Source organism: Serratia sp. JUb9, assembly GCF_014298095.1.
GTDB lineage: Bacteria > Pseudomonadota > Gammaproteobacteria > Enterobacterales > Enterobacteriaceae > Serratia_B > Serratia_B rhizosphaerae.
On sequence record NZ_CP060416.1, the window covers coordinates 2812660 to 2829873 of the forward strand.

8 protein-coding genes are annotated in these 17214 nt (G+C 62.2%); 2 read left to right on the top strand and 6 right to left on the bottom strand.

Features of this window, described 5'->3' with window-relative positions:
* Nucleotides 1–15 precede the first annotated feature (15 nt).
* The 4 genes from entS to fes form a co-directional block, all read right to left on the bottom strand.
* Nucleotides 16–1302, bottom strand: coding sequence for an enterobactin transporter EntS (entS, locus tag HF675_RS13315; RefSeq protein WP_187043174.1), 1287 nt, complete (start codon nt 1300–1302; stop codon nt 16–18).
* Nucleotides 1303–1367: 65 nt separating this feature from the next.
* Complete coding sequence (locus HF675_RS13320; protein ID WP_187043175.1) at nt 1368–9896, bottom strand: non-ribosomal peptide synthetase; 8529 nt, start codon at nt 9894–9896, stop codon at nt 1368–1370.
* 51 nt (nt 9897–9947) lie between these two features.
* Nucleotides 9948–10175 (bottom strand): MbtH family protein, encoded by a 228-nt coding sequence (locus HF675_RS13325; RefSeq protein WP_187043176.1) that lies wholly within the window; start codon nt 10173–10175, stop codon nt 9948–9950.
* A gap of 12 nt (nt 10176–10187) precedes the next feature.
* Nucleotides 10188–11531: an enterochelin esterase gene (fes, locus tag HF675_RS13330; protein ID WP_187043177.1), complete on the bottom strand. Its 1344-nt coding sequence runs from the start codon at nt 11529–11531 to the stop codon at nt 10188–10190.
* A gap of 214 nt (nt 11532–11745) precedes the next feature.
* On the opposite strand from fes, the gene HF675_RS13335 reads away from it, so the two are divergent.
* Nucleotides 11746–13926 carry a TonB-dependent siderophore receptor gene (locus tag HF675_RS13335; protein ID WP_187043178.1) on the top strand — a complete coding sequence of 727 codons (2181 nt, stop codon included), beginning with the start codon at nt 11746–11748 and terminating at the stop codon, nt 13924–13926.
* A gap of 859 nt (nt 13927–14785) precedes the next feature.
* On the opposite strand, the gene HF675_RS13340 is transcribed toward HF675_RS13335, so the two are convergent.
* Both HF675_RS13340 and HF675_RS13345 read right to left on the bottom strand, forming a co-directional pair.
* Entirely contained in the window at nt 14786–15349 is a 564-nt protein-coding gene (locus HF675_RS13340) for a DUF1440 domain-containing protein (protein ID WP_187043179.1), read from the bottom strand.
* Between the two features lie 923 nt (nt 15350–16272).
* Nucleotides 16273–16506 (bottom strand): hypothetical protein, encoded by a 234-nt coding sequence (locus HF675_RS13345; protein WP_105230686.1) that lies wholly within the window; start codon nt 16504–16506, stop codon nt 16273–16275.
* A gap of 363 nt (nt 16507–16869) precedes the next feature.
* Here HF675_RS13345 and HF675_RS13350 point away from each other — a divergent pair, with 363 nt between their 5' ends.
* Nucleotides 16870–17205 (top strand): hypothetical protein, encoded by a 336-nt coding sequence (locus tag HF675_RS13350; RefSeq protein ID WP_187043180.1) that lies wholly within the window; start codon nt 16870–16872, stop codon nt 17203–17205.
* Nucleotides 17206–17214 lie beyond the last annotated feature (9 nt).

The following is a 17214-nucleotide window of genomic DNA, read 5'->3' on the forward strand; positions in this document are numbered from 1 at the left end:
CCGCCGTTCCGCACGTCAAGAGCGGGAGTCGGCCGTCACCGGCTCCCCGTCCGCCGGCTCCTCTTCCTGCGGCGACGCAGGCAGCACACAGTGGCGCAGCGTACGCACGCTGCACGCCAGCAGCAGGCCGATCAGCGCCGCCGCGCCGCCAAAGGTGAGCACGCTGAGCAACGGCGTCAGCACCCGGCCGACCACCCCCAGCCCCAGCGCCCCTAGCGAATCACCGGTCACGTCCTGCGCGGTGCCGAGGCTGTTCACCCGCCCCAGCAGGTGGTCCGGCGTATTGCTCTGAATCAGCATAAACTGCAGCAGCGAGGCGATGGCGTTGGCATAGCCGTAACACACCAGCGCGATCAGCGCCGGCAGCAGACTGCTGAACACTCCCAGCGAGGCGATGGCGGCAAAGGCGCAGATCGCAGCGCTCAGCATCAGCGCGCCCGGCCGCCGGAAGCGCGGCACCCAGCCGCTGGTAAAGGCGCCCAGCATCGCGCCCAGCGGCACCGCCGAATACATCAGGCCGATGGCCGAGGTGCCCACCCGATAGGTATCCTGCGCCAGCGCCGGAAACAGAATACGCACCGCGCCGACGATGCTCATCAGCATCCCCAGCAGCACCACCGAGCCCACCACTTTGTGCCGCCAGACAAACTGCACGCCGCTGGCCAGCGCCCGCAGCGGATGTTCCGGCTCCTGCGCCTGCGGCCGCAGCGTCGGCAGGCGCGTCAGCGGGATCAGCGTGCCCAGGGTGCCGGCCGCCGCCACGGCGAACGCCGCCCCCACGCCGCCGGCGACGATAATCACGCCCCCCAGCGCCGGCGCCAGAATCGCCCCCAGACGCACGGTAATCATGCTGAGCGCCCCGGCGGAGGCCAGATTCTCCCGCCCCACCAACAGCGGGATCACCGCCATCAGCGCGGTCATGCCCAGCGCGCCGAAAAAGCCGTCCCAGGCGGCCAGCAGATACAGCGCCCACAGCGACGGCGCCGGGGCGAAGGCGTTCAGACTCAGCGCCACAAAGCCCAAGCCGCAGGTGCCGCGCGCAAACAGAATCAGCTTACGCCGGTCGAAGCGATCGGCCAGCACGCCGCCCAGCATCAGGCCGATAAACATGCCGACGCCGTCCAGCGCCACCGCCACCCCGACCTGCAGCGTCGAGCCGGTCATCGCCTGGATCTGAATCGGCACGCCGACCGCCAACATTCCCAGTGAAAAGACCGACAGCATGCGGGCGCAGAAAATCGCCCGGAAGTGCGCATTGGTTCTCAGTAAACTGAAATCAAGCAAAAAAGAGGGTTTAGCCATAATGTCTCACAATAAACTTTATCGTTATTACAGACCGGCAGCCGCGCTGGCCGCCGGCCTATCGGTCAGGCCAGACGGTACTGGCGCGTTAACAGCGAATGCAGCAGCGGCCCGAGCGTTTCCAGCAACGCCGGCGACAGAATATCCGCATGCTCACAGGCCTGCGGATAGCAGGTCAGCCGCTGCAGATACGGCGCCCAGGTGGCGTTGACGTCCATCTCCGCCGGCAGGGTTTTGCTGGCGACAAACAGCGTCGCCGTGCCGTTGAAGCGCGCGCTGCGGGCGGTAGACAGCAGACGTACCGCGTCCTTATAGTTGGCGACAATGTCGTTGAACATCGCCGCCTTCTCCGCGCGCAGCGCCGGATCGCCGTCGTCCTCCGCCATAAACTCCGCCTGCTCCTGCGCCACCTCCTGCTGCGCCTGCTCCTCGCTCGGCCCGCTCCAGTCCTGTCCTTCCGGCGGGTAGGTGTCGAGCATACCGAGGAACGCCACCTCTTCCCCCTGCTGCTGCAGACGCGCCGCCATCGCATGGGCCAGCGTGCCGCCCAGCGAATAGCCCAGCAGGTAGTACGGGCCGTGCGGCTGCAGGTCTCGCAGGTTCGCCAGATGGCGATCGACCATCTGATCCAGCGTGTCGCAGCGGGCAATAACGCCGTCCGGCCGCGGCGACTGCAGGCCGACGATCGGGAAGTCGCCCGGCAGATAGCGCATCAGGCCGGCGTACTGCCAGGCGAAGCCGGAAGCCGGATGCAGGCAGAACAGCGCCGGTCCGTCGCCGCCGCGCAGCCGCAGGATTTCGCCGGCGCCACGGCTTTCGGCGTTGCCGCTCGGCTGCGCCTCATCCAGCAGCGCCGCCATATTTTCCACGCTGCGGGCAAACATAATCTGCCCGACCGACAGCGAACGCCCCGACTGCTGACGCAGTTCCGCCGCCAGCCGCATGGCGAGCAGCGAATGCCCGCCCAGCGCGAAGAAATCGTCCCCGGCGCAGATGCCGTCGCGCTGCAGGATCCGGCTGAACAGCCCGGCCACCAGCAGTTCGTTGTCGCTGCGCGGCGCACGCCCCGCCGTCTGCTGATACTGCGGTTTCGGCAGGGCTTTGCGGTCCAGCTTGCCGTTGGCGCTGAGCGGGAAACTGTCGGTCAGCACATAACTGACCGGCAGCATATGCGCCGGCAGACGCTGCGCCAGCGCCTGCGCCAGCACCTCGCTATCCAGCGCCATGCCCGGCTGCGGCACCAGCCAGGCCACCAGCTGACGCATATCGGCTCCGCCGGCGGCAGCGGCCTGCGGCGACAGCACGATGGCATGCGCCGCCGCCTGCGCCACGCCGGGCTGCGCCAGCAGCGCCTGCTCGATTTCCCCCAGTTCGATGCGCTGACCGCGGATCTTCAGCTGATCGTCACTGCGCCCCAGATATTCGACGCTGCCGTCCTCCAGCCAGCGGGCGATATCACCGGTGCGGTACATGCGCTGTCCATCCCCCGCCGGCGACGCCACAAAGCGCTGGGCGGTCAGGTCGGCGCGCCGCAGATAGCCCGCCGCCAGCTGTACGCCGCTGAGGTAAAGATCGCCGGCACAGCCGACCGGCACCGGACGCAGCAGCGCATCCAGAATGTGCAGCTGGGTATTCCACACCGGACGGCCAATCGGCACCCCGGCGCCGCTGACCGCCGCCAGCGCCGCGCCGGAGGCCGGCTGATAGGTGACGTCCACCGCCGCCTCGGTCGGGCCGTACAGGTTATGCAGCGGCGCGCCAACCTGCGTCTGATAGCGGGCCGCCAGCTCGCACGACAGCGCCTCGCCGCTGCAGAACACCTGCTTCAGGCTGCGGGCGCGCTGCGGCGACGCCTGCTCCGCCAGCGCCTCCACCCAGATGGCCAGCATCGACGGCACGAAGTGCAGCGTGGTGACGCGGTACTCATCAATCAACGCCGTCAGCGCCTGCGGGTCGCGGTGCGCCTCCGGCGGCGCCATCACCAGACGCGCCCCCACCATCAGCGGCCAGAAGAATTCCCATACCGAGACGTCGAAACTGCACGGCGTTTTCTGCAGCACCACATCCTGCCCGTCGAGCGGGTAGGCGTGCTGCATCCAGTACAGCCGGTTGATAATCGCCCGGTGGCTGACCACCACCCCTTTCGGCCGTCCGGTTGAACCGGAGGTATACAGCACATAGGCCGGGGCATCGGGGTCGATCGCCGGCCACGCTTCCGCCGTTGGCGACGGCTCATGTGACAATGTCACCTCGTCAAACGTCAGCACCGGCGCCAGCGCGGCGAAACGCGCCTGCAGGGCACTGTCGCTGATAATCAGCCGCGGCTGCGCGTCCGCCACCATATAGGCCAGACGTTCGTCCGGGTAGCCGGTATCCAACGGCAGCCAGGCGGCGCCGAGCTGCACCACCGCGCTCAGGGCCAGGCTCAGGCGCACCGAACGCGGCAAGGCGACGGCGACGATATCCCCCGGCCGGATGCCGGCCTGACGCAGCCGCTGCGCCAACTGCTGCGTCTGCTGCTGCATCTCCCGGTAGCTGAGACAGTGCTGCGCATCCTGCAGCGCGACAGCGTCCGGCGTTCGCGCCGCCTGCTGCGCCACCGCCTGCGGCAGCGTGGTCGCCGTCAGCGGATGCGCGGTCTGGTTCACCGCTGCGATCAGCGCCTGCTCCTGCGGCGTTTGCAGCTGCCACTGCGCCAGCGGCCGATCGGGCTGTTCGATCCACTGCGTCAGCAGCAGCATCAGCCGTTCGGCGAAGCGCTGCGGCTGCGGCACCGACGCGCGGTACTCCATCAGCAGGCGCAGGCGCTCACCCGGCAGCACCAGCAGCGTCAGCGGATAGTGGGTATAGCCTTTGTTGGCGATGGCGTCGCAGCGCAGCGGCCGGTCACCGCCCAGCAGCGCGCCGTTGTCGGGGTAATTTTCCACCACCAGCAGCGTGTCGAACAACGTGCCGGCCCCCGCCAGACGCTGGATCTCCCCCAACCCCAGATCGTCATGCTCCAGCAGTGCGATCTGCTGCTGCTGCAGCTCCGCCATCTGTTCACACAGCGAGCGCTGACCGTCCAGCCGCACCCGCACCGGCAAGGTATTGCTGAACAGGCCGACATGTTCTTCCACCCCGTCAACCTGGCCGAAACGGCCGGACACCGGCGAACCGAACACCACGTCCTGCTGGCCGCTGTGGCTGGCAAGCTGCAGCGCCCATATGCCCTGCATCACGCTGTTCAGCGTCAGGCCACGCTCGCGGCACAGGTTCAGCAGCCGCTGTTCCAGCGCCGGCGGCAGCGTCATCTCCCGTTCATAGACCTGTTCATCATGCGAGCGCTCGCCGAACAGCAGCGTCGGCCGCGCGTTCTGCAGCGTCTGCCGCCAGATCTGCCGCGACGCCTCGGCATCGCGCGCCGTCAGCTGCCGCACGATATCGCCGTAGCGTGAGCGCAGCGGCGGCAGCGCCGACGGCCCCTGATACAGCGTGGTCAACAGATCGCCGAGCACCACCGGCGTCGACCAGCCGTCGACAATCAGGTGGTGAGCGTTCAGGAACAGCGTATAGCGCGCTTCGTCGCCGTGCCTGACCAGCAGCGCATGCAGCATCGCTCCGCCCTGATTGAACAAATCGCGCGCCAGTTCCTCCTGCTCCAGCGTGCGCAGCGCCTGCGCCTCCTGCTGCGCCGACTGCGCCGGCAACGGCTGCACGTCCAGCGGCCACGGGCTGTCGCTCTCCGCCAACAGCGGCAGCAGCTGCAGCGGCTCGCCTTCACGGGTAAAGCGCGCCGCCAGCTGCGGATGACGGCGCACCACCGCATCCAGCGCCTGCTGCAGACGCTGCTCATCCAGCTCGCCGCTGAGGCTCAGACGGGTCAGCGAGTTATAACTGCCGCCGACGGCGGCGGTTTGCGCATGGAACAATAGACCGTGCTGCAGCGGCAGCAGCGGCAGCGCATCCGCCAATGGCCCATGGCGCTGTTGCCACTGTTGCAGTTGCTCATCGCGGACCGTCAGCGGCGCCAGTTCGGCAGCCACCAGCGTCGCCGCCGCCTGCGCCGGCTGACGTGCGGCAAACGCCGACAGCTCGGCCAGCGCCTGTTCGATACCGTCGTGCAGCGCCGCAATATCCTGCTCGCTGAAGATCGCCGGCAGCCAGCTCCAGTTCACCGCCAGACGCGGCTGCTCCCCTTCTTCGACAAAAATATTCACTTCCAACGGATGGCTCAGCGTCTGTTGCTCATCCTGCGCCACCGCAAAGACGTCGCGGAAGCGCTGCTGCGTGCGCTGCGGCGTCCACAGCGTCTGTTCCTGACCGAAACGTCCGAGATAATTGAACAGGATCTCCGGCGCATTGCGCGCCGCCAAGGCGCTCAGCGCATCGCGATGCTGCGGGTGCAGATAGCGCAGCTGGCCGTAGCCGATGCCGCGGTCACGCACCGCGCGCACCACCTGTTTCACCGCGCGTACCGCCTGATGCGCCGGTTCTGCTTCCAGCGCAATCAGCAGCGGATATTCCGCCGTCAGCCAGCCCAGGGTGCGCGCCAGGTCATTGGCGCCAACCTCGGCGCGGCCGTGCGACTCAACGCCGATGCGCAGCTGCAAGGCGCCGAAGCGCTGACGGCAGGCCAGCGCCAGCGCGCTGAGGATGATCTCTTCAACGTTGGCGCGGTATCTGTGCGGCAATGCGCCCAGCAGCGCGGCGGTCAGTTCACCGTTCAGCAGGGTGCGTCGCTCACACAGCGCCGCCGGACGATCCTGCGCCGGATCCAATGCCCGAGCGCCCAGCCGCGGTGCGCCGTCCGCCAGCATCGCCCGCCAGAACGGCAGCTCCGCCGCGCGTGCCGCGCTGTCTTCCCGCAGCCAGCGCGACCATTCATACAGCGAGGTCTCTTCCGCCGGTAGCGCCGGCGTCTCGCCGCGCATCGCCGCTTCCGCCAGTTGACGCAGCTCCTCCAGCAGGATGCGCCAGGAGACGCCGTCGGTCGCCAGGTGGTGGATCACCAGCACCAGTCCCTGCGATTCGCCGCCGCATGGCAATAATACCGCCTGCATCATGACGCCGGCGGCGGGATCGAGCCGGCTCAACGCCTGGTCGAACGCCTGTTCGGCGGCCGCTTCCAGCCCGCCTTCCGTCGTCTGCACGCGCAGACAGTCGGCCCCGCAGCTTTCCCCGACCCACAGTTGCCCCTCACGGGTGCGTGCGTCCAATACCGGGTGCGCCGCGCGCAGCTGCGTCAGTACGCTGCGCAGCTGCCCGGCCTCCAGCGCCGCCGGCACGCGCAGGAACACCCCGTGGGCGAACAGGCGGTTGATATCGCCCTGTTCGCCGAACGCATGCAGGATCGGCAGGCCGTCGATCGGCCCGTGTTGTACTTCGCGCAGCGGCTGTCGCTGTGCCGTCAGCGGCTGCATCGCCTTCGCCATCCGCGCCGGCGTATGCTGCGCGAAGATATCGCGCGGCCGCAGCAGATAGCCGGCGCGCCGCAGCGCGGTGCCCAGCCCCATCGCCGAGATGCTGTCGCCCCCCAGCGCAAAGAAATCATCGTCGGCGCCGACGCGCTCCATGCCCAGCAGCTGCGCCATCGCCTGGCAGATCAGCCGCTCGGCGTCGTTGGCCGCGTCACGGCTGACGTTGCTCACCGCCTGCTGCGGCTGCGGCAGCGCCTGACGATCGATTTTGCCGTTGACGTTCAGCGGCAGCTCGTCCATCACCACCAGCAGCGCCGGCACCATATAGTCCGGCAGACGGCCCGCCAGCGCTGCCAACAGATCGCTTTGCAGCGTCGGCGACGCCCGCAGCGCCGCATCCTGCACCGAACAGTAGCCGATCAGCCGGTGGGTGGCGCCGATCGCTTCGGCGATCACCACCGCGCGCCCCACCTGCGGCAGCGCCGTCAGCGCGCTTTCCACCTCGCCCAGCTCCACGCGGAAGCCGCGCACTTTAATCTGGTGATCGGTGCGGCCGATAAATACCAGCTGCCCCTCGCTGCTCCAGCGCATCAGGTCGCCGCTGCGGTACATCACCTCGCCGCGGCTGAACGGGTTGGCGACAAAGCGCGCCGCGGTCAGATCCGGGCGGCGCAGGTAGCCGCGCGCAATGCCTTTGCCGGCGATATACAGCTCGCCGGCGACGCCGATCGGCACCGGCTGCAGCTGTTTATCCAGCAGCCACACTTCGGTGTTGGCCACCGCGCGCCCCACCACCGGCTGTTCGGCGGCGTCAACCGGCGCGCCCAGCGTATCCACGGTGTATTCCGACGGCCCGTAATAGTTGTGGATTTCCACTTCCGGGTGCTGCTGCATCAGGTTCCACAGCGTCGGCGTTGCCGCCTCCCCGCCGATCATCACAAACGATGGCCGCGGGAAGTCGCCCTGCAGCAGCCCGCAGTCCACCATCTGCGAGAAGAAGGACGGCGTGATATCCAGCAGATCCACCGGCGTCTGGCGGGTCTGTTCCAGCAGCGCCCAGGCGTCGCGCCGCAGCTCTTCGTCGAAGATATACAGCTCGCAGCCCATGATCATGCAGAACAGCGGCTCCCAGGAGGAGTCGAACGAGAACGATGCGGTGTGTCCGGCGCGCATGCGCCGCCCGTGGCGAGCCTGATATTTCTCAATCGCCGGGCCGAACAGATACGCCTGATGGGACAGGAACAGGTTCAGCAGGCCGCGATGGGTCGACATCACCCCTTTCGGCCGTCCGGTCGAGCCGGAGGTGTAGATCATATAGGCCAGATGGGCCTCATGCAGCGGCTCGCGCCGTTCGGCATCCTCAATCGGATGCGACGCCGCCGCCGCGCACAGCGCCCGGCAGTGCGCATCATCCAGACACAATACCTGCGGCAGTTCCGGCATCTGCGGCAGCGTACCGCGCTGCGTCAGCAGCAGCGCCGGTTTGGCGTCGTCGCACATCAGCGCCAGACGCTCGCGTGGGTAGTCCAGATCGAGCGGCATATAGGCCGCGCCGCTGGCCAGCACCGCAAACAGCGCCACCAGCGTGTCCACCGAGCGCGGAATGCCGATCGCCACCACATCTTCAGCGCCGATGCCGTGATCAATCAGCACCCGCGCCAGCTGCATCACCCGTTCCGACAGCTGGCGATAGCTGAGGCTCTGCCCGCCGCACGCCACCGCCGTTGCCTCCGGCTGCTGCGCCGCCCGCTGCAGCAGCGCGTCGATGATCGAGGTCATGCCGGCAGGCGCCGTCAGTTCACGTCCGCGCCCCCAGGCGGCCAGCCGTTGCCGTTCCGCTTCGCCGATCAGCGGCAGTTCGCCGTTCGGCCGCTGCGGCTGATGCGCCAGCTGCTGCAGCAGATGGCCGATGCGTTCGGCATGCTGCCGCAGCGTGGCGGCGGAATATTTCTGCGGGTTGGCCACCAGCGAGACGTACAGCGCCTCGTTCTGGAAGCCCAGTTCAAACTCCAGATCGTCCACCGGCCCCATCGCCAGCGTATGCGTCACCGCCGGCTGGCCGTCAAAGGATAAGGCGCTGTGATACACCTTCACGTTAATCACCGGGCCGTACAGCTCCTGCTGCTGCCCCACCAGCCCTAAATCACGCCGGATTTGCTCCGCCTCATAACGCTGATGGCGGCGCACCTGTTTGATTTCCGCCACCACCGCCCGGCAGGTTTCCGCCAGCGACATCTGCGGCGTCACCGTCAGCTGCAGCGGCAGCACATTCACCACCGGCCCGATCGCCGCCAGCGCCTGCGATCCCATGCGGCGCATAAACGGAAACCCTACCGACAGACGGCTTTCACCGCTGATGCGCGCCAGATACACCACCAGCGCCGCGGTGACGATGTCGGCCGGCTGTGTCTGCTGCAACGCCTCCTCGCCCTGCAGCGCGTCGAACAGCGTCGCCGGCAACACCAGCGACTGTTTGAGCGGCCGCGCCTCCCCGGCAACGACGCAATTTTCATGCGACAGCGACAGCGTCGGCGGCAGGTCGCGCAGCCGCTGCTGCCAGAACATCGCCGCCCGCTCCGCCGCCGGCGAACTCGCCCACTCACGGTACTCCGTCACCACCTCGCCGAACGGGGTGAACGGCGACGGCGACAGCGTCTCGCCCTGACGCAATGCGCGGTAAATATCGGCGATCCGGCGGGTAACGGCGTCAAAACTGAAGCCGTCCAGCATGATATGGTGGAAGCGCTGGTACCAGAACCAGCGCCCTTCGCCGACCTGCATCACCACCTGACGGTACAGCGGCCGTTCGCCGTCGGCGGGCAGCGGCTGCGCCAGATCGTCTTCCATCAGCGCCAGCGCGGCCTGCTCCCCGTCCGGTTGCCGGCTGAAGTCCAGCCACTCGGCGGGCGCGACCTGCGCCGCATCGGCCCGCAGCGGCAGACGCTGCAGCGGTACACCGTCCGCCGACTCATAGAAACGCGCCTGCACGGTGTCGGCCTCCGCCAGCCCCTGGCGAATGGCGCGCTCCAGGCACGGGCGGTCAATCTCGCCGCGCAGTTCGGTATAGTGCGCCACGGCGAAGCTGTTGCGCCGCAGCGCGATTTGATCGGCGATCCAGATGCCCGGTTGCGCCGCAACCAGCGGATATTCCTGGTAGTCGAGCCGGGTTTCAGGCAGTGAAAGGGTTTCTGACATGCTTTCTATCCTTTTCCTTAAACGGAACGTGTCGGAACTTGAGCGCGCGGATTACGGCGCCGGCGTTACGCTGTTTTTCAGCGCCGCGGGGCGCATGTCCTGCCAATGGGCTTCGATAAACGAGATGCACTCGGCGCGCGTCGCCGGCCCCATCACCTCATGCCAGCCTGCCGGCACGGCGGCAAACTGCGGCCACAGCGAATACTGCTGTTGCTGGTTGATCAGCACCAAAAACGGCAGGCTTTCATCATCAAAAGGGTTTTGTTGTTCCTGAGTCATTTCCATCACCTGTTAGTCGAAATGTATGTCGTCCATATCGGAAAGCAGCCAGTGCAGTCCGTCCAGCAGCCCGCCGCGCCAGCACAGCGCGTCATGGCCGCCGGAAAATACCCGGTAGTTGACCCGATGCCCGGCGGCCTTCAGCGCCTGCTGCATCTGTTGATTCACAAATTCGATATCCGCTTCCCGGTCGCCGGCTTCCTGAAATACCGTCAGCGTGCCCGCGGCCACCCGGCCCTGACGCACCTGCTGCGTCAGCCAGCCTTCGTCAAACTCCGCGCGCCGGGCAAAATCGGTGACGTACTGCACCGTCGGCCACCAGAACGAACCGGACTGGCTCAGCACCCGGCCAAAGCGCTGCGGCCAGTGCAGCCCGGCGTACATCGCCGCCAGCCCGCCGTAGCTCTGCCCCGCCACCACGGTACGCGCGCCGCTGTCGCTGAACGCCATGCGTTGACGCACCAGCGGCAGCAACTCCGCCTGCAGCGCCAGCCAAAAGTCGGCATTGCAGGGCAGTTCCCGCTCGCGGTGCTGGCCGTCGATCACATCAATCAGCAGATAGCAGGCCGGCGGCAGCCGACCAGCAGCCGTTTCGTGCGCCAGCACCGGCAGCAGAGGCTGGCCGTCCACCCAGTTCTGACCGTCCAGCAGGATCACCAGCGGCCGCGCGGCCGCAGAGGCGCCCTCGCCGCTGGCGTACGCCCAGATGCGGCGCTGATTGCCCAGCGTTTCGCTGCGCCACAGGAAGTGGTGTAACCGCGACGCATCAAGCGGCGGCGGCGTGGTCAGCCAGGCGCGCTGATCGGCGGCGTCCGGCCCTTGCGCCAGCGACAGCGGCTGGCCGATGCGGGTCGACGCGGCGGGATAGGGATTGAGCGGATCGGCAATTGCCAGCGGGAACAGAGAGATCCACCAGGCGCGCTGCTGCTGGCGGCACTGCGCCCGATCGGCGCTGAAAACGGGGGGAAGCTGCGCATCCTGCACCGGGATCAGGCTGTAACTGCCGCGCCAGTCGCGCGGCAGCAGGGTTGACCAATGCCAGATATCCGTGCCCGGCAGACGCTGCAGCGTACTTGGATCGGTGCTGTGGTGGTCGGTCACGCCGTTGATATCGACATACACCCGCCGGATCGGCGAACGCGGCTCATTCCCGTGCGGATCGCGCCACAGCCAGGTGAAGCGCGCCTGCTGCCGATCATGCTCTTCGACGATCGGCGTTCCCCGCTGCACGACCTGCTGCCACCACGCCGCCTGCCCGGCCTGTTCAGCCTGCAACCACCGGCTGACCGCCCCTGCCGCTACCGTGCTCTGTGCGCTTACTGCCGCTCCCTGTCGGGCGGCTGGCAAAATATGCATGTAATTCCTTACGGTAAAGTGAGGTACTTTTACGAAGATTTACAATCGTATTGATAATCATTCTTATTTTCAATATCATTTGCGAGCTTTTTTGCTACGGCGCGTTTCGGCAAATCAGCAACGGCCGACAGGTGGGATAAACAAGGCCGTCAGCAGGCCGCGTGAGGAGTAACGCACGCCTTCATACAGCACACGTTTTTATTCAGGGGTTACAATGAGATTGAAAAACAAAGGGATAATTAGAAAACAACCGGCAACGTCGGGGCAGCTGTTCTATTTGTTATTTTCACCTTCCCTCATCCTGTTGCCGGCGCTGCCGGGCTATGCGGCGGACGAAGAGAGCATGATCGTCACGGCGCAAAGCGTGACCGCGCCGCTGAAAGGCCCGGTGGCCAAAGACAGCGCCGCCGGCACCAAAACCGCCACCCCGCTGCGCAAAACGCCGCAGGCGATTTCCGTGATTACCCGCCAGCAGATGGACGACCAGGCCGCCCTCTCCGTGTCTGATGCGCTGAACTACACCAGCGGCCTGCTGACCAACTACCGCGGCGGCTCGAACCGCAACGATGAGGTGATCGCCCGCGGCTTCCGCTATATGCCCAAGTTTCTTGACGGCCTGAGCTACGGCCTGTCCGGCCAGGCCGGCGCGGCGGGCCAGATCGATCCCTGGCTGCTGGAGCGCGTCGAGGTGGTGCACGGCCCGGCTTCCGTGCTGTATGGGCAGGTCAACCCCGGGGGCATTATCAGCATGACCAGCAAGCGCCCCACCGCCGAGAGCATCCACAAAATCCGCCTCAGCAGCGGTAACCGTCACTACGGCGAGGCGGCGTTTGATTTCGGCGGCCGGCTCAACGACGACAACACGCTGTTCTACCGGCTGAACGGCATCGCCAGCACCCAGCATCAGTCGATGAAAGACAACAAGCAGCAGCGTCTGGCCATCGCCCCGGCGCTCACCTGGCTGCCCAATGCCGACACCAGCTTTACGCTGCTGACCAGCTACCAGAACGAACCGAAGGCCGGCTTCCGCAACTTCCTGCCCGCCAACGGCACGGTGTTCAGCACCAGCGCGGGACGTATCCCCTACGACTTCAACGTCAGCGACCCGAGCTACAACCAGGCAAAGCGCGAGCAAACCTCAGTGGGCTATATTTTCGACCACAGCCTCAACGACGTGCTCACCTTCCAGCAGAACCTGCGCTACACCAATATGGACGAGTCCTACAAATATCTGGTGTACACCTTTGACGCCGACGACCGTAACGATCATTCCATCAACCGCCGGCCGCAGCACGATAAAATCGAGTCGCAGGAGCTTGGCATCGACAACCAGCTGAAGGCCGAATTCGCCACCGCCGACGTCAAGCACACGCTGCTGGGCGGGCTGGATTACAAATGGAGCGACGTGGACAGCAAGCTGTGGCGCGACAGCGGCGATCAATACATTCTCGACTGGGCGCACCCGACCCCGGTGCATATCGATGAAAGCACCTTCAGCCTGGCCACCAGCACCCGTAAAAAGCTGGACCAGCTGGGGATCTACCTGCAGGATCAGCTGGAGTGGAACCGCTGGAACCTGCTGCTGTCCGGCCGTCAGGACTGGTCGGAAGTCCGCACGCAGGACCGCGTGGCGGACAGCGACGTGCAGCAGAACGACAGCAAGTTCAGCGGCCGCGCCGGCCTGCTGTATGCGTTCGATAACGGCCTGTCGCCGTATATCAGCTACAGCACCTCCTTCGAGCCTAACCTGAGCAGCGGTGCGCCGGGCAGCGATCCGTTCAAGCCCACCACCGGCGAGCAGACCGAAATCGGTCTGAAATATCAGCCGCCGGGCAGCAACACGCTGCTGACCCTGTCGGCCTTTGATATCACCCAGAAAAACATCACCGCCTATAACAGCGTAACCGGCTATAACGAGCAGGTCGGCAAGGTGCGTTCCAAAGGGATCGAGGCCGAAGCGCACGCGCAGCTGACGCCGGCGATCAACGTCATGGCCGCCTACAGCTATACCGATGCGGTCACCAAGGAGAGCGCCATCGGCGAGCAGGTCGGCCATACGCCTGCCAGCATTCCGCGCCACGCCGCCTCCGCCTGGGGCAGCTATCGCTTCCAGCACGGCGCGCTGCAGGGGCTGACGCTGGGCAGCGGCGTACGCTATACCGGCACCAGCTGGGGGGATTCCGAAGGCGGGTTTAAAATTCCGCACTACACCTTGTACGACCTGATGGCAAAGTATGAGCTGGGCCAGGCCAGCCCGGCGCTGCGCGGCGCCACGCTGCAACTGAACGTCAACAACGTGGCGGACAAGCACTATGTCGCCTCCTGCGGCAATACCTCGGCCTGCTTCTACGGCAGCGGCCGCAGCGTTATCGCCTCGGTGGCTTACAGCTGGTAAATACCCCGCCGGCGGCCGTCAGAGCGCGGCCGCCGGCATTTTTCGTCACCGCGTCTAGCTAATCCGGACTGCGCCGCCGCAACCCCCTGCCCTCTGAATGCCTCCGCCGTCACCAGCCCCAGTTCGGCGCCGACATCGGCAAAAAGAAGGGCGCGAAGCGGGCAGATAGCAATATTTAACCTGACGGATGGGGAAGCTCCATAAGTCATTAGTCATGGTTAAACCCCCTGCATCCGGCGCGTAGAAGCCCCGACGGGTGCCAGAGCCGGGAATAAACGCCGGTCTTTTCCGACGGTCATTTCACATCAGCGAGGCACGCCCCCTGGTGGAGACGCAGCGTGTTAATCAAAACAAGGGGGCTTTTGGGAGGACGCTTCCCAGCCACTCCGGGCTATCCCATCATCGCAGGCTGAAAAGCGTGTATTATTCGGAGCAGAATATATTGTTCTACCCCCTTAAAAAGCAATGCTAAATAGAATTAATTAATCACCCAGAAAAAATAGCGCTATAGATACACCACGGACAATTCTATAGCGCTCAATTATAATAATTGAAACTCTAATGATTTTTATACAAAGCGCATTGAGGGACAAAGCTAATATATCGCGGATACACTCAACAGGACGTCAACAGCACATTTTTTGTATGGTTATTATTTTTTGCTTTTAAACTTCCTGATGAGAGTGATGGCTGGAGCATCGTAGCTAAGACCGCATCCCCGCACTCTTGGCCTAACTAAGGACTCCGATATCCCTGACGCATCGGCATGGCCAGCTTTATGAGGCGTCATTGCCTTTCGTAATAAATCCCTAAAAAAAACCCCGCCAACGCGAGGTTTTAACCTAAACAGTATTTTAAATTATCGGAATCTGGCATCCAGAGGCACTTCAGCATCAGGCTCATGAGTGATTCGATTCCGAAGATCCCGGCGAATCATTTCAATTGCCCAGAACCAGAAAACGTGACCTATCAACTCCGAAATATATTCATCTATCGGTAACATCGACAAAGGCGGCGTTAAACCCAATAGTGGGAATGAAATCCAGTGAACCGCTATGGTAGCAATGATACCCGCCATGACCCCTTGCCAGAGTTTAACCTTAGGAAAAACTTCTGCGACAACACAGTATCCGATAGCAAAAACAAGTGAAAAAATAATGTGGGTAATATGCACTGGATTTATTACATGTTCAGAGAAATGATAGACCGCCTGTGTAGGGTCAATCCCAAGGTAATCTCTAAGGAACAAGTAAGGCGGGTTGAATTCATCACGCCCGCCAGAAAACGTCCTAGGTGGTAATGGAACCTCTGCGCCCCACTTCACAAATGCCGACATAACGCCAGCAACTACGCCAACAAAAAAAGCAACGCCATACCGTCGCCGACCGGGATCTGTCTGCGCAAAAAAAGAACTCACGTCCATGGAATCCCCCATCAATTTAATGGATAGTTTGGCGATAGTTAACTAAACAGATGGTGAATGCTTTGATCAAGATCATATTTAAAACTAACCAGTCGAATCAACGCCTTGAACCTGAATTGCATGCCGTTGTTGCTACTGGACACCGTAACCAACGGGGAAATGTTCAATGGCGCGAACATTGACAGAAACAGGATTTGAAGCAATCCCGCCCCCGTTTAATGAAATTCGAGGACTCTCGAACCAACGATGCGAGGGGAAAAAAGAAAGCATTTGCATAGCAACAGCCAGATCACAAACCAGAGAGTATGTCAGGGAAATACCTTGATGCACGTCGCAAAAAATACGTTATGCTTTAGAAGGTTAACGTTAAAAATTCGAGTAAATCTCGAATGATTTCTGAGTGTTAAAAATAAATAAATGAAATCAAACGGTTGAAAAGTTAGGCCTATCGAATCCTTAGACGCAAGAAGAAATAAAAACTATTTATTTTCAATGAATTGCATGAGTTTCACCGTAAATTTAGTCATGCAGTACCTTGCATTCCCATTCAATAAAATCATGCAGTTATCTCTCGCATCGTTTTTATTCGGGAAAAATTCGGTAGCAAAACTCTCCAGTCAAAGCTCCTCTAAGCGAGGCTCAATCACGTAGGCGCGCAGGCAAATTTTCGCTGACACCATCACAACGCAGAAACATTATGTTGCATTCAGCCAAACTAAGACATAATCTAAGTCTAAGTGGACTTTTTCGTACCCACTTACTAAATGGATATCCCAAACTTTAATCCCGGCATGCTATCCATCATGCTGGGATTTTTTTGCATCCTGCCGATATTGATTTAAGATTAAAAATCAAAGGCAGTTATAGCCTCGACATATGCCTACCTGATAGCCCGGTGCCGTACCGGGCCTTTTTTATCCACGTTAATGCTTTGTCAGGCAATAGAGGTCAGGATACGTCTGTATCAACACATCAGCGTTGATAGCCTGGATAGCTTGAGTGTAAATCTCTCGGTATATCGAATCATCAAACACACCGCGGCGCCACTCAAGTTGCATCAGGATATTGTCCTTGGTGATATCCCTTCCCTCTTTGACCAACCCCAACACTATCTGGCCAATGAGATTAACGATCTGCTTTGCGCGCTCTTCAGTCATGTCTTCACCCGGCTCATCTGGAAACCAATAAGACCATCAGTATAGCCTCCAAGCTACCAACAGAATCAAGATAAACAACCTTTTACTCCCGACACCAACCCGGCAGCATAACGAGCAGTTTCCCCCTCTATGAGCAAGGTTATCTATACAACTTGATCGTTTTCACCGATCGATGCGATAAAACTGATCTATACAACCAATTGTTAAATAACTTACCAATCGTGTAACAATCAGCGCATACCAACAACAGCAAGCACCAGAGAATCTACCCCCGCCACGCCCATGACAGCAACTCTTGGGCTTCTCTTTCAATTTACTATACAATCTCCAACCTAAGGATAATCCTATAAAATAGGGAAAGTGATGAGTAAAAAACTTAGTGGTTATGTAATTCTATTCGTTTCATTCATCGTTGTTGGCTGTGATCAGTCCCCTCCGTCATACGCAACTAATGCAAATGAAATGATTAAAAATAATATCATTCAACTTACCGGGAGTGATGCAACTTGCACGTTGACTGACGATGGCTACTCATGGTTATCGTCATGCAATGTCATTTCATCGCACCCTAACCCAACATTTTCCATCAAAGAAATCGAAGGGGTTATGCAAGCGAGTGACAACCTGTCATTTACGATTAGCCCCAAAAACTCTGATGCTGAATATTTTTATAGCCAGCAAAAATTCTCCTCCAATTAAGTAAGCGCT